Consider the following 19,625-nt stretch of genomic DNA (forward strand, 5'->3'; position numbering starts at 1 on the left):
GGTGATGCTCGACTGGGTGCGGCGCGAGATCGTCGATCAGGGCCACCTGCCGCTGCTGGCCTTCTTGCTCGGCTTCGTGGCCGCGTTCGTCTTCATCCGGATCAGCGTGCGGTTGATCCGGGCACAGGTGCGCTGGTGGCCCGGCAACATCACCCCCGGTGGGCAGCACGTGCACCACGTGGTGTTCGGCGTCGTCACGATGGTGATCGCCGGCGGGGGACTGATCGCGATCTCCGAGGACTCGAACCGGGTCGCCGCCACGGTCCTCGCCGCGGTGTTCGGCATCGGCGCCGCACTGACCCTCGACGAGTTCGCGTTGATCTTCTATCTGAACGACGTGTACTGGGAAGAGCAGGGGCGGGTCTCCGTCGACGCCGTCTTCGTGGCGATCGCCGTGACCGGGATGTGGCTGCTCGGCCTGCGCCCGTTCGAACTGGGGGACGCCACGAACTTCGAGGACAGCGGTGACTGGGCCGAACGGGCCGGCCTCGTCGTGGCCGTGCTCGTGAACCTCCTCCTCGCCGCGATCGTCCTGGCGAAGGGCAAGATCTGGACCGGTCTGGTCGGGCTGTTCGTCGTTCCGCTCCTGTGGGTCGGGGCGATCCGGCTCTCCCGGCCGGGTGCCCCTTGGGCGCGTTGGCGGTACGGCGAGCGGTCGCGCCGGATGAGCCGGGCGCTCGAGCGCGAACGTCGAGTGCGACGTCCGGTGATCCGCGCCAAGATCTTCGTGCAGGACCTCGTTGCGGGGGCCCCGACGCTCGAGACCGTGCGGGGCAGTGTGGAGCACTCGCGTACCGCGACCGAGGCGGAACTGGACCGGCGGGTCCGTCCGGCCCCGCCGCCGATTTCTTCGATCGATGTTCCGTCTGGCACAATGGACGGGTTGCCCCGTTCGGGCACGCCTACCTGACCTGGGCACGAACCGGTCGAGCCCGCCACACGGCGGTCGCCGCCAGGTTCCTCTGCTCGAGCGAACAAGAGGATGAACAACCGATGAACACCCTGGACTTTCTGGACGCCAAGTCGCTGCGCAACGACATCCCGGACTTCCGTCCCGGCGACACTCTCGATGTGCACGTCAAGGTCATCGAGGGCAGCAAGGAGCGCGTGCAGGTCTTCAAGGGCGTCGTGATCCGGCGTCAGGGCGGCGGTGTCCGCGAGACCTTCACCGTCCGCAAGGTTTCCTTCGGCGTGGGCGTGGAGCGCACCTTCCCGGTGCACAGCCCCAACCTCGCCAAGATCGACGTGCTGACCCGTGGCGACGTCCGCCGTGCGAAGCTCTACTACCTGCGTGAGCTGCGCGGCAAGGCTGCCAAGATCAAGGAGAAGCGCTGATCTTCGGCCGCTGAGAAGCCCTTCGGGCTGCTCGGCGCGGCTCTCGAGCCACCCGATAGAGCATCCGACGACCCGGTCGGGACCCATGTCCCGGCCGGGTCGTCGTCTTTGCGGGGATGGTCCGTTACCGGGCGGCGGGGTCGAGGGTCGTCCTCGGAGGTCCGCCCTGCGGCAGACGCTAGTCTGTCGAGGTGGCAGATTCCCCGCACGATCCGGCCGGACCGGACGTGAACCGCAACGACGTTCGAGGTTCGGCTCGGAGCGATCGAGCCGACGGTGCACACCACCGGCGCGAGGACCCCGCAGCGAACGACACCGCCCCGAAGGCGAAGAAACAGAAGTCCTTCTGGCGCGAGTTGCCGATCCTCATCGTCGTCGCTCTGGCCCTGAGCTTCCTGCTGCAGACCTTCGTGGCGAGGGTCTACCTCATTCCGTCCGAATCGATGGAGCCGACACTGCACGGCTGTCCGGGCTGCACCGGCGACCGCATCGTCGTCGAGAAGGTGGGATACCGCTTCACCGATCCCCGGCCCGGCGACGTCATCGTCTTCGAAGGACCCGACTCGTGGTCGTCGGGCTACGTGTCCACTCGTTCCGACAACGTCGTCGTGCGGGGACTGGAGGAAATCGGCTCCCTCGTGGGTGTCGTGCCCCCGGACGAGAACGATCTCGTCAAGCGCGTGATCGCGGTCGGTGGTCAGACGGTGGAGTGCTGCGACGACCAGGGTCGCGTCCTGGTCGACGGGGTGCCGCTCGACGAGCCGTACGTGACCATGGACTTCCCGTTCACACCGGGTGTCGTCACGTGCGAGACCGAGGTGCCTTCCGGGCGGTGCTTCGGACCCGTCACGGTTCCCGACGGGCACGTCTGGGTGATGGGCGACAACCGGAGCAACTCCGCCGACTCCCGTTACCACGTGGGCGACGAGCATCAGGGCGCCATCCCGCTCGAGAACGTCATCGGAAAAGCCCGCTTCATCGTGCTGCCTCCCGGCCGATGGGGCCTGATCGAATCACCGGAGATCCTGCCCTCGTGACTGCTTGGCCACCTCGACCCGTGATCCGTCGCTCCTCGGGACTGCGCACCATGGAGTCCGCGCTCGCGCGGTGCGGTCTCGGTCCGGTCGCCGGGGTCGACGAAGCCGGCCGCGGTGCCTGCGCCGGACCGCTGGTCGTCGCCGCCTGCGTGCTCGGCGACCGGCCGCACGCGTCGCTCGACCGGCTCGACGATTCGAAGAAGCTCACCGAACGCACCCGTGAGGAGCTGTACTCGGTGATCGTGCGACGCGCCCGGGCGTGGAGCGTGGTGGTGATCCCCGCGGAGGAGGTCGACGCGATCGGCATCCACGTCGCCAACATCGAGGGCATGCGACGCGCGGTGGCAGGTCTGTCGACTCCGCCCGGCTACGTGCTCACCGACGGCTTCCGGGTGCCCGGACTGCCTGCACCGTCCCTGCCGGTCATCGGCGGCGACGCGGCGGCCGCGTGCATCGCGGCGGCCAGTGTGCTCGCGAAGGTCACACGCGATCGCATGATGGTCGACCTCGATGGCGAGCTACCGGAGTACGGTTTCGCAGTACACAAGGGCTACAGCACTCCGACGCACATGGCGGCGTTGGCCGAGCACGGCCCGTCACCGCAGCACCGGCGGTCGTGGGCCAATGTGCGCTCGGTGTGCGGAGTGCCCGCGGTGCGTCGCCGGTTGTTCGCCGATGACCCGGGTCGTCGCCCGTACACCGACGATGTCGGGCGTCGATTGTTCACGGACGAGGCGGATGCGGGATGATTGCAGGACACACCAGAGTGGGAGGACACCGAGACCGATGAGTGCCGAGGATCTCGAGAAGTATGAAACCGAGATGGAACTCTCGCTGTACAGGGAGTACCGGGACATCGTCGGTCAGTTCGCGTACGTCGTGGAGACCGAGCGCCGGTTCTACCTGGCGAACGCGGTCGAGTTGCTGCCGCACAACGCCAACGGCGAGGTGTACTTCGAAGTGCGCATGTCCGACGCCTGGGTGTGGGACATGTACCGTCCCGCACGCTTCGTCAAGCACGTCCGCGTGATCACGTTCAAGGACGTCAACATCGAAGAGCTCGACAAGCCCGAACTGAGACTGCCCGACAAGCTGGGCTGACGATCACGGGGATGGACCCGCGCCGAGCGGCCGCATCCTAACGGGGACGCCGCCACCGAGCGGTTCCCCACGACGTTCCGACTGCGGTTGTCCACAGGCACCGCACTCGTCCACAGATCCCGCGATCGCGCACTCGGCGGCCGAATCCGCGGACCCCGGTACTCCACAGTGAGGGTATGCAGGGGAGAAACAGGACAGGGCACAACCGGGATCTGGGCGCGCGAGGTGAGGATCTCGCCACGGAATACCTCGAATCGACCGGCATGGTCGTCCTCGAACGGAACTGGCGCAGCCGTTACGGCGAACTCGATCTGATCGTGCAGGACGGAGCGACCGTCGTCTTCGTCGAGGTCAAGACCCGCACGGGTACCGGTTACGGCACCCCTGCCGAAGCGGTGACGCCGGCGAAGGCCGAACGTATCCGCCGCCTCGCCGGACTGTGGCTGTCGGAACAGACGCGCCGCTGGTCGCATATCCGGGTCGACGTGGTGACCGTGCTGCTCGCGCGGGGCCGTGCGCCCGAGATCACCCACCGCAAGCAGGTCCTCTGATGGCGCTCGGGCGCGCCTGGTCGGTTGCGGTCTCCGGGATCGACGGACAGGTCGTCGAGATCGAAGCAGACATCGGGCGAGGTCTGCCCGGTGTGACGATGGTCGGGTTGCCCGACACCGCGCTTCAGGAATCGCGCGACCGGGTGCGCGCCGCCGTGTCGAACTCCGGGGCCGCGTGGCCGGATTCGAAGGTCGTCCTCGCGTTGTCGCCGGCCACCCTGCCGAAGGTCGGCAGTGTCTACGATCTCGGGCTGGCCTGCGCGGTGCTCGACGCCGCGGATGTCGTGCCGGCCGAGGCCGTCTCCCGGACGGTGCTGCTCGGCGAGCTCGCGCTCGACGGCCGGGTCCGCCCGGTGCGCGGTGTGCTGCCCGCCGTGCTCACGGCGAAGAGGCACGGCTGGTCGCGCGTGGTGGTGCCGGCCGCGACGATGACCGAAGCGGCGCTCGTGGACGGCATCGACGTCTACGGCGCCGAGACGCTGCGCGAGCTGGTGCTGTGGCTCCAGGGAGACGGTCCGCTCGAACGACCCGATCCGCGTGCCCTTCCGCCACGTGCGGTGCGCGGCGACCTCAGCGAAGTGGTCGGCCAGCACGAGGCGCGCCGCGCGATCGAGGTCGCCGCGGCCGGGGCGCATCACCTGATGCTGACCGGTCCGCCCGGAATCGGGAAGACGATGCTCGCACAGCGTCTTCCGGGGATACTGCCGGACCTGAGCGAGAGTCATGCCCTCGAAGTGACGGCGATCCATTCGGTGGCGGGCACCCTCACCAGCGATCGCCCTCTGGTGACCGAACCACCGTTCATCGCACCGCATCACACGGCGTCGGTGAGTTCCCTGATCGGAGGAGGAACGGGAATGGCGAAACCCGGCGCGGTGAGCCGGGCGCACCGCGGCGTGCTCTTCCTCGACGAGGTCGCCGAGATGGGAACGAAGGTCCTCGAAGCGCTGCGGACACCGCTCGAGGACGGGGAGGTGCGCATCGCCCGCCGGGACGGCGTCGCCCGATATCCGGCCCGGTTCCAGCTGATCCTCGCGGCCAATCCTTGTCCGTGCGCACCTCCACGCGATGCCGACTGCGTGTGTGCGCCGACCGCGCGCCGCCGCTATCTCGGACGCCTGTCCGGCCCCCTCCTCGACCGCGTCGACCTGCGCGTCCGGATGCAGGCCGTCGCGACGAGCGCACTGATGGGGGAGACCGGCGAGAGCACCGGCGAGGTGCGGGCGCGGGTCGCCCGGGCGAGAGCCGCAGCGGGTGAGCGGTGGGCCGAATACGGCTGGGCCACCAACGCCGAGGTTCCCGGTCCGGCCCTGCGCCAGAAGTTCCGGCTCCCGCGTGCCGCCCTCGAACCGGTCGAATGGGCGCTGCGCAAGGGCGCGATCACCGCCCGCGGGGCGGATCGGGCACTGCGGGTCGCGTGGACACTGAGCGACCTCGAGGGTTCGGATTCGCCGTCGGCGACGCATGTCGCCGCCGCACTCGACTTCCGGGATCGAGGTGTCGCGTGAACGAGAAGCCGGACGAACGCCGCTTGGCCTGGGCATATCTGTCCACCGTCGCGCAGGGTGCGTCGCGGTCGTTGTCGGCGGCGGTCGATGCCCGGGGAGTGGTCGAGGTGGCGGCCTCGATCCGCTCGGGTTCGACCCCCGACGAGCTCTCGGCGCGGTACTCGGTTCGGGCGCATCTCGATACCGCGGCCCGGGATCTCGAGCGTCTGGGGCGGGCCGGAGGGCGGCTGGTGACGCCGGACGACGACGAATGGCCCGCGTGGCAGATGCTCGGCTTCGGCACCCTCGACACCGCGACCGACGCCGAGGGGCCACCCCTCGCACTGTGGGTATGGGGGAGCCGGCGGCTCGACGAACTGGCCGAACGCGCGATCGGCGTCGTCGGAACCCGCGCCGCGAGTGGTTACGGTGAACACGTCACCGCGGAGATCGCCGGGGATCTCGCCGCCGACGGGTGGACGGTCGTGTCCGGGGCCGCCTTCGGCGTCGACGCGGCCGCGCATCGCGCGGCGCTCGGGGTGGGCGGCACCACCGTCGCGATCCTGGCGTGCGGTGTCGACCGGGCGTATCCGGCGGCACATACGACGATGCTGCGGCAGATCTCCGAGTCCGGACTGGTGGTCAGCGAGTATCCGCCGGGGGTGAGCCCCGCTCGGTACCGGTTCCTGGCCCGGAACCGGCTGATCGCGGCCCTGTCGGCCGGCACCGTGGTCGTCGAAGCGGGGTGGCGCAGTGGTGCGCGCAACACCGCGGCGTGGGCGAGACGACTCGGCCGACCGGTCATGGCGGTGCCCGGACCGGTCACCTCGGCGGCCTCACAGGGATGTCACCGCATGATCAGGGAAGGAGAAGCCCGCCTGGTGGGCGTGGCGCGCGACGTCGTCGAGGAGTGCGGTCCGCTGATGGCGGGCGGGGACGACGACCGCGACGGCCTGTTCCGCCGCGAGCTGGACGGACTGTCGGGCGACATGGCACTGGTCTACGAGGCGCTTCCGGCGTCGGACGTCAGTGATCCGGCGATGGTGGCCGAGTCGGCGGGGCTGCCGATCGAGCGGGTGCGGGCAGCACTGCCCCTGCTCGAACTCGACGGACTGGTGGAGACCACGGACGGAGGATGGCGGCGGACGTGACCGGTGCCCCGAGCGTCGATCATTCGGTCGAGGTGCCCGCCGTCGGCTCGTCGTCGACGTACCAGGCGCGGTCGTCGCGGTTCCACTTCACCGCGCCGCGATGTGCCTTGCGGAACTCCTTGAGGACTGCCCGGTCGATCGACGGGTGGCCGTTGTCGTTGACGTAGATCCAGTCGGAGCCGAACTTGGCGTCGATCGCGTCGACCATGTCGGTCTGGGTGACCCTGCGTTCGGTGGTGATGATGTCGGTCATCCAGGTGGCGATGTCGGCCGCGGTGGTGCTCATGTTCTCGAGCCTAGAGCGTCGCCGATCGTGACGTCCCCGCCGCACCCCGCCGCAGAGTACGGTGGCGCAGTAATAGGTAACCCTAATTTGGAGGTCCGGTGGCTCGGAAAGCGCCCGCATCGACGACACTCACGGTCCTGCGGACCGAGACGATCGGCGAGCATTTCGTTCGTGTCGTGCTCGGTGGGGACGGATTCGGCGAGTTCCCCGCCCGCCCGGAGACCGACAGTTACGTGAAGATCGAGTTGGCGGCAGGGGACGAGACCGTCGTCCGCACCTATACCGTCCGGCGCGTCGACCCCGACGCCCGGGAGATCTGGATCGACTTCGTCGTCCACGGCGACGAGGGTGTCGCGGGACCGTGGGCTCGATCGGTGCAACCGGGCACGCAGGTCGTGGTGCGGGGTCCCGGCGCGGGTTACCGGCCCGATCGCTCCGCCGACTTCCATCTGCTCGCCGGCGACGAGACCGCGCTCCCCGCGATCGCGGTTGCGCTCGAGGATCTTCCGGCCGATGCGAGGGGAGCGGTCTTCCTGGAGGTCATCGGGCCCGGCGACGAACTGAAACTCGATGCCCCGGCGGGGGTGGACGTCACGTGGCTCCATCGCGGTGTCGCGGCCGGTGACGCCGGTGCCGACCTGATCGACGGCAACTCGCCGCTCGTCGCCGCGGTGAAGGCCTTGCCCTGGCCGGGCGGCGACGTGCAGGTCTTCGTGCACGGTGAGGCCGAGGCCGTCATGAAGCACATCCGGCCGTACCTGCGGAAGGAACGGGCCGTACCGCCGGCACGCGCGTCGATCTCGGGTTACTGGCGTCGCGGACGCACCGAGGAGGGCTTTCGCGTGTGGAAGAGCGAACTGGCGGCCGTCCAGAGCAACTGACGGCCGGCGGTTCGCGTCAGCTCGAGGACTCGCGCGCCGGCACCGCGGCCGAGTCACGCGCCAGCACCGCAGCGGAGGCAAGCGCGAGTCCCGAGCACACCACGATGGCGACGGCCATCGGGATACCGGTGCCTTCGCCGCCGAGCCCGACGAGGGGGGAGACCACGGCGGCGAGACCGAACTGGGAGGCACCGATCACGGCGGAGCCCGTACCGGCCGCCTTCGGGACCTGCGACTGGGCCAGCGCGGTGGCGTTGCCCAGCGTCAGGCCCATCATGCTGATCGCGACGAACAGCAGCGGCAGGATCAGCGCCGCGACGTAGCCGACGACGACCATCGTCAGCAGCAGCAGGGTGCCCGCCGTGAACATGGTGGTCACACCGAAGAGCAGCAGTGTCCGCACCTCGAACCGGCCGATGAGGCGGGTGTTGACGGCGTTGGCCAGCACGAGACCGGCCGAGTTCACGGCGAAGACCATCGAGAACTGGCCGGGGCTCAGACCGAGGATGTTCTGCGTGACGAACGGCGACGCCGAGATGTACGAGAACATCGCGCCGAAGCCCAGGGCCATGGCGGCGGCGTAACCCACGAAGCGTCGCTGCCGGAGGACGTACCCGAAGTTGCCGGCCATCGTCTTCAGGCCGCCGCTGTGCCGTTTCTCCGGCGGAAGGGTCTCCGGGACGAACGCGAAGGCGCCGGCGGCCATCAGGACTGCCAGGCCCGTGAGCACCCAGAAGATGCCGCGCCACCCGATCGGATCCAGCAGCACCCCGCCGAGAAGCGGCGCGGCGACGGGTGCGATGCCGCCGATGATCATCATCAGGCTGAACAACTTCGCCGCCTGATTGCCCCGGGCCCGGTCGGCGATCACCGCGCGGGCGAGAACGATGCCGGTGCCGCCGCTGAATCCCTGGATGAGACGCGCCGCGATCAGAATCTCGACGGTGGGCGCCATCGCGCAGATCGCGCTGCTGACCGCGAGGACGATCGTGCCTGCGAGGATCAGCCGTCGCCGGCCCCAGCCGTCCGAGAGCGGACCGACGAGCAACTGACCGAGTCCGAGCCCCGCCATGAAGGTCGTGAGGGTGAGCTGAACGCCGACGGTCGAACTGCCCAGGCTCTCCGCCATGACGGGAAGTCCCGGAAGGTACATGTCCGTCGCGAGCGGCGCGATCGCCGACAGCAACGCCAGGGCGCACAACATCGGTACCGGGATCGTTTTGTTCACGAAAGCACCTTAGTCGGCGCGGGTCGTTGCACCCGGAGCCGTCGTGCCGCACGGTGGACGCATGCGAGGTGACAGTTCCGACATGCTCCCGGCGACACTGGCCGTGCATCTCGACGACTTCGTCGACCATCTCCGCTTCGAAGGCAACCGCTCGGAACACACGATCCGCGCCTATCGGACCGATATCCGCTCGCTTCTGCAGCACCTCGCCGACCGGCACCCGGAGGCGCGCATCACCGACCTCGACCTCGATCTGCTGCGCTCGTGGCTCGCCGGGATGGTGACAGGGGGCGCGGCGCGCGCCACGCTCGCGCGGCGCACGTCGTCGGCACGCGTCTTCACGGCATGGCTCGAGCGCACCCGGCGTCTCGACACCGACCCGGCGACGCGCCTCGTCTCGCCGCGCCCGCACCGGTCGCTGCCCGCGGTACTCCGCGACGATCAGGCGCTGGAGATCATGGAGGCCGCGAAATCCGGTGCGCGCGAACTCGATCCTGTCGCCCTGCGGGATCGCCTGATCGTCGAGCTGCTCTACGCGACCGGAATCCGGGTCGGGGAACTCTGCGCCGTCGACATCGACGATGTGGACGCCGAGCGCCGAGTCGTCCGGGTCCTCGGCAAGGGCGACAAGGAACGGATCGTCCCCTACGGAGCTCCCGCGGCGGATGCGATCGACGCGTGGCTGCGTCACGGACGCCCGTACCTCGTGCGCCCGTCGTCGGGTGCGGCGCTGCTGCTGGGCAAACGCGGCGGGCGGATAGATCAGCGGCAGGTCCGGTCCGTGGTGCACGAGGCCGTCTCGTCGGTGCCCGGCGCACCCGATCTCGCGCCGCACGGCCTGCGGCACAGCGCTGCCACGCACCTGCTCGAAGGGGGAGCGGACCTGCGCGTGGTCCAGGAGGTGCTGGGACATTCGAGTCTGGCCACCACGCAGCTCTACACACACGTCTCGGCGGCCCGCCTGCGCGCCGCGCACGATCAGGCCCATCCCCGCGCCTGATCGGCTGCCGACGAACCCTCCCGGTTTGATAGCGTGCGCCGGCACCATCGAATCGGGGGAACAGATGAGACGCAACGATCCGAGTCCTGCCGTGCCCGCCTGGCTGCAGGACCCACCGGAATCCGAGACCGACTCCGCGCGTCGCGGCTTCCGCCGCGCGGGCCGGGGCGCCGAGGCATCCGGCCCTTCGGCTCCGCCCGGCGACGGTGCGTCCGCTCCGGTTCCCTCCGCTCCGCTCGGGATGACGGCATCCGTACCGCTCGGCATGGCGCTGCGGCCCCGGATCACCACGGACGAGAGTTCCGTGCAGGAAGTGTCGGAGCCGGTGGCCGCACCGGCCCCCGCATGCCCGGAATCCGCCGAGACGATCCTGGGCGAGGTGGCCGAACGCGAGTCGGTTTCCGATCCCGCGTCGGTGGAACCGGAATCCGTTTCCGCCGATCCGGCAGCCGAGGGGGTGGCGTCAGGGCCCGGAACCGGGGAGCCGGCACCGGAGGTGCCGGTCCGGGAGACCGCAGAGCCCGAACCCGTGTCCGTCGGTCCTCGTCCGGTACCGATGCTCGATCCCGTCTCACCGCCGACGGACACCGCGGCCGACGACTCGCAGTACGCGGCGCAGCACTTCGACCATCGACCGTCGAACATCGACCTCGCGTCGGGAGTGCTCGTCCGCCGGTCGCGACGTCCGTCGGGGCGGTGGCGGGAGAGTGTCGGCAGACTCACCGGGGGCAGACTCGACGGCGGAAGCAGCGAGCGCCGCGAGGAACTCGTCGCCCGGATCCGCCAGCCGATCCCGGGCGATTACCGGATCGCGGTGCTGTCCTTGAAAGGTGGGGTGGGAAAGACCACCACCACCGTCGGGCTGGGATCGACGTTCGCCTCGTTGCGTGGCGACTGCGTCATCGCCGTCGACGCGAATCCGGACTTCGGCACCCTCGCCCAACGGATTCCGCAGCAGACCACGTCGACGGTGCGGGATCTGCTCGCGAACGCGTCGGGGATCCGCCGGTACTCGGATGTGCGCGCCTACACCTCGCAGGCGCCGAGCCGACTCGAAGTGCTTGTGAGCGAACGTGATCCCGCTGCGTCGGAAGCGTTCAGCGAGGAGGACTACCGCCGCGTCGTCGACATCCTGCAGGTCTACTACAACGTCATCGTCACCGATTGCGGAACCGGGATCATGCACTCGGTCATGCGCGGAGTGCTGGACCTGGCGAACACCCTCGTGCTCGTCGCGTCGCCGGCGGTCGACGCGGCGCGCAGTGCTGCCGCGACACTCGACTGGCTACAGGCGCACGGCTTCTCCGCGCTGGTCGAACGGACGGTCGTGGTCGTCAGTTCTCCCCGGCCGGGTTCGGCGAGCATCGACATGGACGCGTTGACCGCGCACTTCCTCGCTCGCTGCCGCGCGGTGAAGGTGATTCCGTTCGACGAGCATCTTGCCGAGGGCGCCGAGATCGATCTCGATCGGCTCCGGCCCGCGACCCGGACCGCGTTCGTCGAATTGGCCGCGATGGTCGCCGACGACTTCCCCGCCCTCTCGGGCCGGCACGCGGTGCACCAGCCGGGTCGGCGCACGGGGCACTGACCGTCTCATACGGGCAGCAGCCGGATCACCGGACGCTGCACGAGGGGGAGCGGATCGAGGTAGTCGGCGCGTCCGCGGCGCAGCCCCCAGTGCAGACATGCGGGGGAGACGCATCCTTCGTGGCCGGCGGCGACGGTGCCGATGGGATCGCCTCTCGTCACCCGGCGACCGGCGGTGACCGAGGCGTCGACGGGTTCGTAGGTGGTGCGCAGACCGCCCTCGTGATCGATGGAGACCACGGGCTTGCCCGCCACGGTGCCGGCGAACGCGACGACGCCGTCACCGGCGGCCGCGACGGTCTGTCCCGCGTGTGCGTCGAGGTCGACGCCGCGGTGTCCGGGGAGCCAGTTCTGCTCGGGAAGATCGAACTGTCTGCTCACCGCGGGACGCGGATCGAGCGGCCACACGAACCGTCCGGGGTCGGCGGAGGCGGTGCCCGGGACGACGACGGGTGCGGCGAGCGCACCGAGCGGGACGAGCGCGGCGATCGCGACGGGGAGCATCCGCAGGGGAGCGGCAAGGGCCATGTCGCCAGCCTCGTGAATCGGAGTCCTCCGCACCAGTAGGTCGTCGCGATCTGGGGACAACCCGGATCTCTCCACAGCCTCGGTGCCTCCCGGTTAGGGATCCGCGCCCGCTCCGCGTACACTTGTCGGGCGGTCTGTATACGCAGATCGACTTCGCGCGTCCGCGCATCGGTACCGACCCGTTTTCTCCGGGCCGCACCGGAAATGACCGTCGCCGGTCCCGCAAGGGTTCGACGGGCATGTGGACGCCAGGGCGGAGATCGCAAGATCCACCGCGGAAACCGACACGAAAGAGAGAAACAGGCATGCCTGTTGTGACTATGCGGCAGCTGCTCGACAGCGGCGCCCACTTCGGACACCAGACCCGTCGCTGGAACCCGAAGATGAAGCGGTTCATCTTCACCGACCGCAACGGCATCTACATCATCGACCTGCAGCAGACCCTGACGTACATCGACAAGGCGTACGAGTTCGTCAAGGAGACCGTCGCCCACGGTGGAACCGTGCTGTTCGTCGGCACCAAGAAGCAGGCGCAGGAATCCATCGCCGAAGAGGCCACCCGCGTGGGCATGCCCTACGTGAACCAGCGCTGGCTCGGCGGCATGCTCACCAACTTTTCGACCGTCCACAAGCGCCTGCAGCGCCTGAAGGAGCTCGAGTCGATGGAACAGACCGGCGGCTTCGAGGGACGCACCAAGAAGGAAATCCTCATGCTCACGCGTGAGAAGAACAAGCTGGAGCGCACCCTCGGCGGCATCCGCGACATGGCGAAGGTTCCGTCGGCGATCTGGGTCGTCGACACCAACAAGGAGCACATCGCCGTCGGTGAGGCCCGCAAGCTGAACATCCCGGTCATCGCGATCCTCGACACCAACTGCGATCCGGACCTCGTCGACTACCCGATCCCGGGTAACGACGACGCGATCCGCTCCGCGGCGCTGCTGACCAAGGTCGTCGCTTCCGCAGTCGCCGAGGGCCTGCAGGCCCGCGCCGGCAAGAGCGGCGACGCCGAGGCCAAGCCCGAGGCCGGCGCCGAGCCGCTCGCCGAGTGGGAGCAGGAACTGCTCGCGCAGGCCACCCCCGCCGCAGACGCCGAGGCGCCCGCAGCGGACGCAGCCCCCGCCGCAGACGCAGCCCCCGAGGCCTGATTCGTTGCCCGGCCCCGACCGCTCGATCGAAAGATCATGGTCGGGGCCGTCGCATCGCAGCCCGAGCCCGTCCGGGTGCCGAGGCTGCGCCCCGAGACTTTTCCACCACAGACACAGGAGGCTCGCTTCCATGGCGAACTACACCGCCGCCGACGTCAAGCGTCTTCGTGAGCTCACCGGCTCCGGAATGCTGGACTGCAAGAACGCGCTCGCCGACAACGACGGCGACTTCGACAAGGCCGTCGAGCAGCTGCGCATCAAGGGTGCCAAGGACGTGGGCAAGCGCGCCGAGCGCTCCACCGCCGAGGGCCTCGTCGTCGCCAAGGACGGCGTTCTGGTCGAGCTGAACTCCGAGACCGACTTCGTCGCCAAGAACGACGAGTTCCAGGCTCTCGCCGACAAGGTCGTCACCGCTGCCGCGCAGGCCCGCTCGAACGACGTCGAGGCACTCAAGGCCGTCGAGGCCGACGGCAAGACCGTCGACACCCTCGTCCAGGAGCTGTCCGCGAAGATCGGCGAGAAACTCGAACTGCGTCGCGTCGCGGCGTTCGAGGGCCAGACCGCCGTCTACCTGCACAAGCGTGCTTCGGACCTGCCGCCGTCGGTCGGCGTGCTCGTCGAGTACACCGGTGAGGGCGACGCTGCTGCCGAGGCCGCTCGCGGTGCCGCGATGCAGATCGCCGCGCTGAAGGCCAAGTACGTCAGCCGCGACGAGGTTCCCGAGGAGGTCGTCGCCAACGAGCGTCGTATCGCCGAGGAGACCGCCAAGGCCGAGGGCAAGCCGGAGCAGGCCCTGCCGAAGATCGTCGAAGGCCGTGTCAACGGTTACTTCAAGGACGTCGTCCTGCTCGAGCAGGCGTCCGTGACGGACTCGAAGAAGACCGTCAAGGCGATCCTCGACGAGGCCGGTGCGACCGTCACCCGCTTCGTGCGTTTCGAGGTCGGCGCCAGCTAGTTCTTCCACTCCTCGACCCCGTCGGTTCACAACCGGCGGGGTCGAGGTGTGTCGGGCCACGCCGCCTCGGGCCCGGAGGCGCCCGCGCGTGTCGCGCGGTGACAGGTGTGGCGTGTCGATCCGCCCGATCTCGGTTCCCCAGGGTGGATGAGGCAGGATGGTAAGGGCCGATTCATGTGCAACCAGAGGAGAGTCATGTCCGACCACGCCCACGATCGGCCCGGATTCCGCCGGGTACTGCTCAAGCTCGGCGGCGAGATGTTCGGCGGTGGCAAGGTCGGACTCGACCCGGATGTGGTGACGACGGTGGCCCAGCAGATCGCAGAGGTCGTGCGCGGGGGCGCCGAGGTCGCGGTGGTGATCGGTGGCGGCAACTTCTTCCGCGGCGCCGAACTTCAGCAGCGTGGTCTCGAGCGTGCGCGGTCCGATTACATGGGCATGCTCGGCACGGTCATGAATTCCCTTGCGCTGCAGGACTTCCTGGAGAAGGAAGGCATCGATACCCGCGTGCAGACGGCGATCACGATGGGGCAGGTCGCGGAGCCTTACCTGCCGCTGCGTGCGCGCCGGCACCTCGAGAAGGGGCGCGTGGTCATCTTCGGTGCAGGCATGGGTATGCCGTACTTCTCCACCGACACCACCGCCGCGCAGCGTGCCCTCGAGATCGGCGCCGAGGTCGTCCTCATGGCGAAGGCCGTGGACGGCGTCTACTCCGACGACCCGCGCACCAACCCCGATGCGGTGCTGTTCGAGGAGATCACCCATCGCGAGGTCATCGAACAGGGCCTCAAGGTCGCCGACGCGACCGCCTTCAGCCTGTGCATGGACAACGCCATGCCGATCATGGTCTTCAATCTGCTGACCAAGGGCAATATCGCTCGAGCCATCGCCGGTGAGAAGATCGGAACACTCGTACGGTCATGAACGGACAACGGAACATGGAGGAACTGCCGTGATCGATGAAGCCCTCTTCGAAGCCGAAGAGAAGATGGAGAAAGCCGTCACGGTGGCCCGGGACGATCTGGCCGGCATTCGGACCGGTCGGGCGAACCCGGGCATGTTCAACCGCATCGTCGTCGACTACTACGGTGCTCCCACGCCGATCACGCAGATCGCCAGCATCAATGTTCCCGAAGCGCGCATGGTCATCGTCAAGCCGTACGAGGCCTCGCAGCTGAACGCGATCGAGACCGCGATCCGCAACTCCGATCTCGGGGTCAACCCCTCCAACGACGGCAACATCATCCGCATCTCGGTCCCGCAGCTCACCGAGGAGCGTCGCCGCGAACTCGTCAAGCAGGCCAGAGCCAAGGGCGAGGACGCCAAGGTGGCGGTGCGCAACGTCCGCCGCAAGGCGATGGAGGAACTCGGCCGCATCCAGAAGGACGGCGAAGCCGGTGAGGACGACGTGAACCGTGCCGAGAAGGAGCTCGACAAGACGACCGCGAAATACGTCGGTCAGATCGACGAGTTGATGAAGCACAAGGAAGCCGAACTGATGGAGGTCTGACAGTGGGCCGAGCCGACGGGTCCTCCGACCCGCAGCTTCCACTCGGTGCCGGAGCCGACTCCGGTGCCACCCCTGCAGACCCGGCACCGGCGACCGACCCCGGGTCGGAGCCGGTCGAGAAGCCGTCGCGGGCCGGACGTGACCTTCCCGCCGCCTTCGCGGTCGGCGGTGGTCTGGGTGCGCTCGTCATCGGGATCCTGCTGTTCGCCCCGACGGCCTGGCTCGCGGTGGTCGCGGCCGCGATCGGTATCGCGACCTGGGAGGTCACCAAGCGTCTGCGCGAGGCGGACGTGCTCGTCCCCAGACTGCCGTTGCTGGCCGGTGGCCAGGCGATGATCTGGCTCGGGTGGCCGTACGGCACAACGGGTGTGCTGGGCGCGTTCGCGGGCACGGTCGTGGTGACGATGCTGTGGCGCCTGTTCGATCACGGCCTCGTCGCGCAGCCACGCAACTACCTGCGCGACACCGCGGTTGCGGTCTTCGTCGCCGCCTGGCTGCCGCTGCTCGCGTCCTTCGCGACCCTCATGGTCCTCCAGGATCAGGGCGCCCAGCGTGTGTTCTGCCTGATGCTCGTGTGCGTCGCGTCGGACATCGGTGGTTACGCGGCCGGCGTGCTGTTCGGCAAGCACCCGATGGTGCCCGCGATCAGCCCGAAGAAGTCCTGGGAGGGATTCGGCGGGTCGCTCGCGGCGTGTATCGCCACCGGCGTCCTCACCGTCGTCTTCCTGCTGGACGGACCGTGGTGGGTCGGTGTACTGCTCGGTGCGGTGCTCGCCCTTACCGCCACAGCCGGCGACCTGATCGAGTCGCAGGTCAAACGCGATCTCGGGATCAAGGACATGGGCACCCTGCTGCCCGGCCACGGCGGCATCATGGACCGGCTCGATTCGATCCTGCCGTCGGCCTTCGTCACCTGGCTGATCCTGACGGCCTTCGTGTAGCCCGGCCGATGGTGCGTTCGTCGAAGCTCCGTACGCCGACGTCGGGTGGCGGTGTGATCGCCAGCCCCAACATCTGGCACTGGCCCGAGGTGTACGAGGAGGAGAACCGCGCGCAGGACCCCCGTGGCGCCGTGTACGCGGCGCTGCGGCAGGTCGCGGACTGGACCGGTCGCGACGTCGTCGACGTGGGGTGCGGCTCGGGTTTCCACCTTCCGATGTTCGCGGCCGACGCGCGCGCGGTGACCGGGATCGAACCGCATCCGCCGCTGGTCGCTGCGGCACGCGCCCGCGTGCGCGATCTTCCCTCGGTCACCGTGGCGGAAGGCGCCGCCGCCGACATGCCTGTGCCCGATGCGTCGGTGGACCTCGTCCACGCCCGCACCGCCTACTTCTTCGGTCCCGGTTGCGGTGCCGGCATCCTCGAGGCGATGCGCGTGCTGCGTCCGGGTGGCGCGCTCGCCGTCGTCGACCTCGACGCCACCGCTCACCCCTACGGCGACTGGATGCGAGACGACCTGCCGCACTACGACCCGGCGGCGGTCGAAAGGTTCTTCGACGCCCAGGGCTTCGACCTGCGCCGGATCGACACGCAATGGGAGTTCCCGGACCGTGCGACGCTGGCGCGCGTGCTCGGCATCGAGTTCGGACCTCGAGTCGCGGCCCGGGCGATCCGGGAGACACCCGGCACGACGCTCACCGTCCGCTACCGGCTGCACGTGCGCCGCAGACCCGCCCGCCTCGAACTACGCTGAGCCGCGCCCCTCAGCGCGACCGGCCGATACCGAACATTCTCGCGAGTTCGGTGATCTTCTTCGCCTTCGCGAGATTCGGCAGGTCGCTGCCGTCGCGGACGTTGCGGCCGTCCTCGCCGAGCCGATCGATCACGCCCTCCGCCCAGTCGACATCCGTGGTGTTCGGGCTCAGCGCGACGTTCGCGTACGACGCGCGCTCGGCCGTCATGCACAGCTTGCCGGTCATCCCCATCGAGCGGGTCAGCTCGGCTTCGCGTTCGAGCACGTCGGGATCGTCGCTGAGGGTGGGGCCGTCGATGGGTCCGGGCAGGCGTGCGGCGCGGCTCGTGATCACCAGTCGCGACCGGGCGTACGCCATCGCCATCGGGCTGTCGCTCATACCGGTGTCGCGCCGGAAGTCGCCGCTGCCGAAGACCAGGCGGAAGGTGCCCTCGGCCCGGGCGATCTCGGGAGCCGCCTCCAGACCCATCGCCGACTCGATCAGCACCAGGATGCGGGTGCCCTCCGGCAGACGGTCGGCGGTGGCCTCGACCTGGTGACCGCTCTCGGCCTTGGCGAGCATCACGCCCCGGAGGCCGGGGACCCCGGAGAGCGCGGCGAGATCGTCGGTCCAGAACGACGTGGTGGCGTCGTTGATGCGCACCCAGGCCTGCCCGCCACCGCGAAGCCACGCGACGACGTCGTCGCGTGCCGCCGGCTTGGCCGGGGCCGGCACCGCGTCTTCGAGGTCGAGCACCACCGCATCGGCCGGAGAGCCGGCGGCGGCGTCGAAGAGTTCGGGGGAGCGGCCCGGAACGAGCAGCCACGAGCGTGCGACTTCGGGAGCGACGAGACCGGTCATGATGTCCATCCTCCCGCATTCCCACTCCGGCGCCGGGCGACTCGGAGTGTGCGGAACCGATCGGGACCGATCCCGGACGGGAAGAAACATCACGGCCCCCGAAGGGGGGCGAGCATCACAGCGACACCGCGACCCATCCGTCCCGGATCATGGGACAATGGGTGATTATGGCTTCTTCTCTGCCCCTGGTCTTCGATGCGCCCAAGCGTGGTCTGCCGCCGCGCCATCTTGCCGACCTCGACGCAGATCAGCGTCGCGACGCGGTGCGCGAACTGGGGCTGCCGGCCTTCCGTGCCGACCAGCTCGCCCGGCAGTACTACGGACGGCTCGAGGCGGATCCGGCGAAGATGACCGATCTTCCCGCCGCCGTCCGCGACAAGGTGGGGGAGTCGCTGTTCCCGCCTCTGCTCAGCGCGGTCAAGCACATCGCGTGCGACGGAGGGGAGACCCGCAAGACGTTGTGGCGCGCGCACGACGGCACCCTGCTCGAGAGCGTGCTCATGCGGTATCCCGACCGCGCCACGCTGTGCATCTCGAGCCAGGCGGGATGCGGCATGGCGTGCCCGTTCTGCGCGACAGGCCAGGGCGGCCTCGACCGGAACCTGTCCACGGCGGAGATCGTCGATCAGGTGCGTGCGGCTGCTGCGGCGCTGCGCGACGGTGACGTCGCCGGCGGACCCGGACGGCTGTCGAACGTCGTGTTCATGGGCATGGGGGAGCCGCTCGCGAACTACAAGCGGGTGGTCGCGGCGGTGCGCCGCATCACCTCACCTGCCCCCGAAGGGCTCGGCCTGTCGCAGCGCTCGGTCACCGTCTCCACCGTGGGACTGGCACCGGCCATCCGGCGCCTCGCCGACGAAGGTCTGAGCGTCACCCTCGCGGTGTCGCTGCACACCCCGGACGACGAACTGCGCGACACCCTCGTCCCCGTCAACAACAGGTGGTCGGTCGCCGAGGTTCTCGAGGCGGCGCGGTACTACGCCGACAAGACCGGCCGGCGCGTCTCGATCGAGTACGCCCTCATCCGCGACGTCAACGACCAGCCGTGGCGCGCCGACATGCTCGGCAAGAAGCTCCACAAGGCGCTCGGGTCGCTCGTGCACGTCAACTTGATCCCACTGAACCCCACACCGGGCAGCGAGTGGGACGCCAGCCCGAAGGACGTCGAACGCGAATTCGTGCGGCGCGTGCAGGCCCAGGGCGTGTCGTGCACCGTGCGCGACACCCGTGGCCAGGAGATCGCGGCAGCCTGCGGGCAGCTCGCCGCCGAAGGCTGAGGCGGCACCGAAGACACGACAGGGCCCGT

At 69.2% G+C, this 19,625-nt stretch carries 22 protein-coding genes; 18 read left to right on the forward strand and 4 right to left on the reverse strand.

Translation table 11 applies throughout. From position 1 onward, the window contains the following. The first annotated feature begins 4 nt into the window (after window positions 1–4). The 8 genes from EQ874_RS09140 (at window position 5) to dprA (ending at window position 6,662) form a co-directional block, all read left to right on the forward strand. Window positions 5–910, forward strand: coding sequence for a hypothetical protein (locus EQ874_RS09140; protein WP_064063369.1), 906 nt, complete (start codon window positions 5–7; stop codon window positions 908–910). 83 nt (window positions 911–993) lie between these two features. Continuing rightward, on the forward strand, window positions 994–1,335 hold the full coding sequence (gene rplS / locus EQ874_RS09145) for a 50S ribosomal protein L19 (protein ID WP_016933840.1): 342 nt from the start codon (window positions 994–996) through the stop codon (window positions 1,333–1,335). Between the two features lie 227 nt (window positions 1,336–1,562). After that, a complete protein-coding gene (gene lepB / locus EQ874_RS09150) occupies window positions 1,563–2,372 on the forward strand; it encodes a signal peptidase I (protein WP_064063406.1) in 810 nt (269 codons plus the stop codon). Then, window positions 2,333–3,121 (forward strand): ribonuclease HII, encoded by a 789-nt coding sequence (locus tag EQ874_RS09155; RefSeq protein ID WP_129976585.1) that lies wholly within the window; start codon window positions 2,333–2,335, stop codon window positions 3,119–3,121. The genes lepB and EQ874_RS09155 overlap by 40 nt, the downstream gene beginning before the upstream one ends. 37 nt (window positions 3,122–3,158) lie before the next feature. Further along, window positions 3,159–3,473, forward strand: coding sequence for a DUF2469 domain-containing protein (locus EQ874_RS09160; RefSeq protein WP_006550963.1), 315 nt, complete (start codon window positions 3,159–3,161; stop codon window positions 3,471–3,473). A 176-nt stretch (window positions 3,474–3,649) separates the two neighbouring features. After that, entirely contained in the window at window positions 3,650–4,024 is a 375-nt protein-coding gene (locus EQ874_RS09165) for a YraN family protein (protein WP_129976586.1), read from the forward strand. Further along, on the forward strand, window positions 4,024–5,532 hold the full coding sequence (locus EQ874_RS09170) for a YifB family Mg chelatase-like AAA ATPase (protein WP_129976587.1): 1,509 nt from the start codon (window positions 4,024–4,026) through the stop codon (window positions 5,530–5,532). The genes EQ874_RS09165 and EQ874_RS09170 overlap by 1 nt, the downstream gene beginning before the upstream one ends. Then, entirely contained in the window at window positions 5,529–6,662 is a 1,134-nt protein-coding gene (dprA, locus tag EQ874_RS09175; RefSeq protein WP_129976588.1) for a DNA-processing protein DprA, read from the forward strand. The genes EQ874_RS09170 and dprA overlap by 4 nt, the downstream gene beginning before the upstream one ends. A 19-nt stretch (window positions 6,663–6,681) precedes the next feature. Here the strand turns inward: dprA and EQ874_RS09180 are convergent, their stop codons facing one another. Continuing rightward, window positions 6,682–6,948, reverse strand: coding sequence for a hypothetical protein (locus EQ874_RS09180; RefSeq protein ID WP_016933846.1), 267 nt, complete (start codon window positions 6,946–6,948; stop codon window positions 6,682–6,684). Between the two features lie 98 nt (window positions 6,949–7,046). On the opposite strand from EQ874_RS09180, the gene EQ874_RS09185 reads away from it, so the two are divergent. Then, entirely contained in the window at window positions 7,047–7,829 is a 783-nt protein-coding gene (locus EQ874_RS09185) for a siderophore-interacting protein (RefSeq protein ID WP_129976589.1), read from the forward strand. 16 nt (window positions 7,830–7,845) lie between these two features. On the opposite strand, the gene EQ874_RS09190 is transcribed toward EQ874_RS09185, so the two are convergent. Beyond that, a complete protein-coding gene (locus EQ874_RS09190; RefSeq protein ID WP_129976905.1) occupies window positions 7,846–9,033 on the reverse strand; it encodes a multidrug effflux MFS transporter in 1,188 nt (395 codons plus the stop codon). Window positions 9,034–9,118: 85 nt separating this feature from the next. Here EQ874_RS09190 and EQ874_RS09195 point away from each other — a divergent pair, with 85 nt between their 5' ends. Both EQ874_RS09195 and EQ874_RS09200 read left to right on the forward strand, forming a co-directional pair. After that, a complete protein-coding gene (locus tag EQ874_RS09195) occupies window positions 9,119–10,057 on the forward strand; it encodes a tyrosine recombinase XerC (RefSeq protein WP_129976590.1) in 939 nt (312 codons plus the stop codon). A 64-nt stretch (window positions 10,058–10,121) separates the two neighbouring features. Continuing rightward, window positions 10,122–11,645, forward strand: coding sequence for an AAA family ATPase (locus EQ874_RS09200; protein WP_129976591.1), 1,524 nt, complete (start codon window positions 10,122–10,124; stop codon window positions 11,643–11,645). Window positions 11,646–11,650: 5 nt separating this feature from the next. Here the strand turns inward: EQ874_RS09200 and EQ874_RS09205 are convergent, their stop codons facing one another. Continuing rightward, window positions 11,651–12,172: a M23 family metallopeptidase gene (locus tag EQ874_RS09205; protein ID WP_129976592.1), complete on the reverse strand. Its 522-nt coding sequence runs from the start codon at window positions 12,170–12,172 to the stop codon at window positions 11,651–11,653. A 305-nt stretch (window positions 12,173–12,477) separates the two neighbouring features. On the opposite strand from EQ874_RS09205, the gene rpsB reads away from it, so the two are divergent. From rpsB to EQ874_RS09235, 6 genes are all read left to right on the forward strand, one after another. Beyond that, a complete protein-coding gene (gene rpsB / locus EQ874_RS09210; RefSeq protein WP_026003585.1) occupies window positions 12,478–13,320 on the forward strand; it encodes a 30S ribosomal protein S2 in 843 nt (280 codons plus the stop codon). Window positions 13,321–13,450: 130 nt separating this feature from the next. Further along, window positions 13,451–14,275 carry a translation elongation factor Ts gene (gene tsf, locus EQ874_RS09215; RefSeq protein WP_064063377.1) on the forward strand — a complete coding sequence of 275 codons (825 nt, stop codon included), beginning with the start codon at window positions 13,451–13,453 and terminating at the stop codon, window positions 14,273–14,275. A 195-nt stretch (window positions 14,276–14,470) separates the two neighbouring features. Beyond that, entirely contained in the window at window positions 14,471–15,199 is a 729-nt protein-coding gene (pyrH, locus tag EQ874_RS09220; protein WP_006550976.1) for a UMP kinase, read from the forward strand. A 28-nt stretch (window positions 15,200–15,227) separates the two neighbouring features. After that, window positions 15,228–15,785 carry a ribosome recycling factor gene (frr, locus tag EQ874_RS09225; protein WP_016935508.1) on the forward strand — a complete coding sequence of 186 codons (558 nt, stop codon included), beginning with the start codon at window positions 15,228–15,230 and terminating at the stop codon, window positions 15,783–15,785. Window positions 15,786–15,787: 2 nt separating this feature from the next. Next, the gene (locus EQ874_RS09230; protein WP_064063378.1) at window positions 15,788–16,726 is read left to right on the forward strand and encodes a phosphatidate cytidylyltransferase; all 939 of its coding nucleotides are present in this window, start codon (window positions 15,788–15,790) and stop codon (window positions 16,724–16,726) included. 8 nt (window positions 16,727–16,734) lie between these two features. Continuing rightward, window positions 16,735–17,478 carry a class I SAM-dependent methyltransferase gene (locus EQ874_RS09235; RefSeq protein ID WP_165369229.1) on the forward strand — a complete coding sequence of 248 codons (744 nt, stop codon included), beginning with the start codon at window positions 16,735–16,737 and terminating at the stop codon, window positions 17,476–17,478. Window positions 17,479–17,488: 10 nt separating this feature from the next. Here EQ874_RS09235 and EQ874_RS09240 read toward each other — a convergent pair whose 3' ends face one another. Continuing rightward, window positions 17,489–18,328, reverse strand: a complete 840-nt coding sequence (locus EQ874_RS09240) for a CoA ester lyase (RefSeq protein WP_129976594.1) — start codon at window positions 18,326–18,328, stop codon at window positions 17,489–17,491. Between the two features lie 158 nt (window positions 18,329–18,486). Here EQ874_RS09240 and rlmN point away from each other — a divergent pair, with 158 nt between their 5' ends. Then, complete coding sequence (gene rlmN / locus EQ874_RS09245; RefSeq protein WP_064061626.1) at window positions 18,487–19,596, forward strand: 23S rRNA (adenine(2503)-C(2))-methyltransferase RlmN; 1,110 nt, start codon at window positions 18,487–18,489, stop codon at window positions 19,594–19,596. The last annotated feature ends 29 nt before the right edge of the window (window positions 19,597–19,625 follow it).

This window comes from Rhodococcus sp. Q1 (assembly GCF_004153645.1).
Taxonomy (GTDB): domain Bacteria; phylum Actinomycetota; class Actinomycetes; order Mycobacteriales; family Mycobacteriaceae; genus Rhodococcus; species Rhodococcus gordoniae.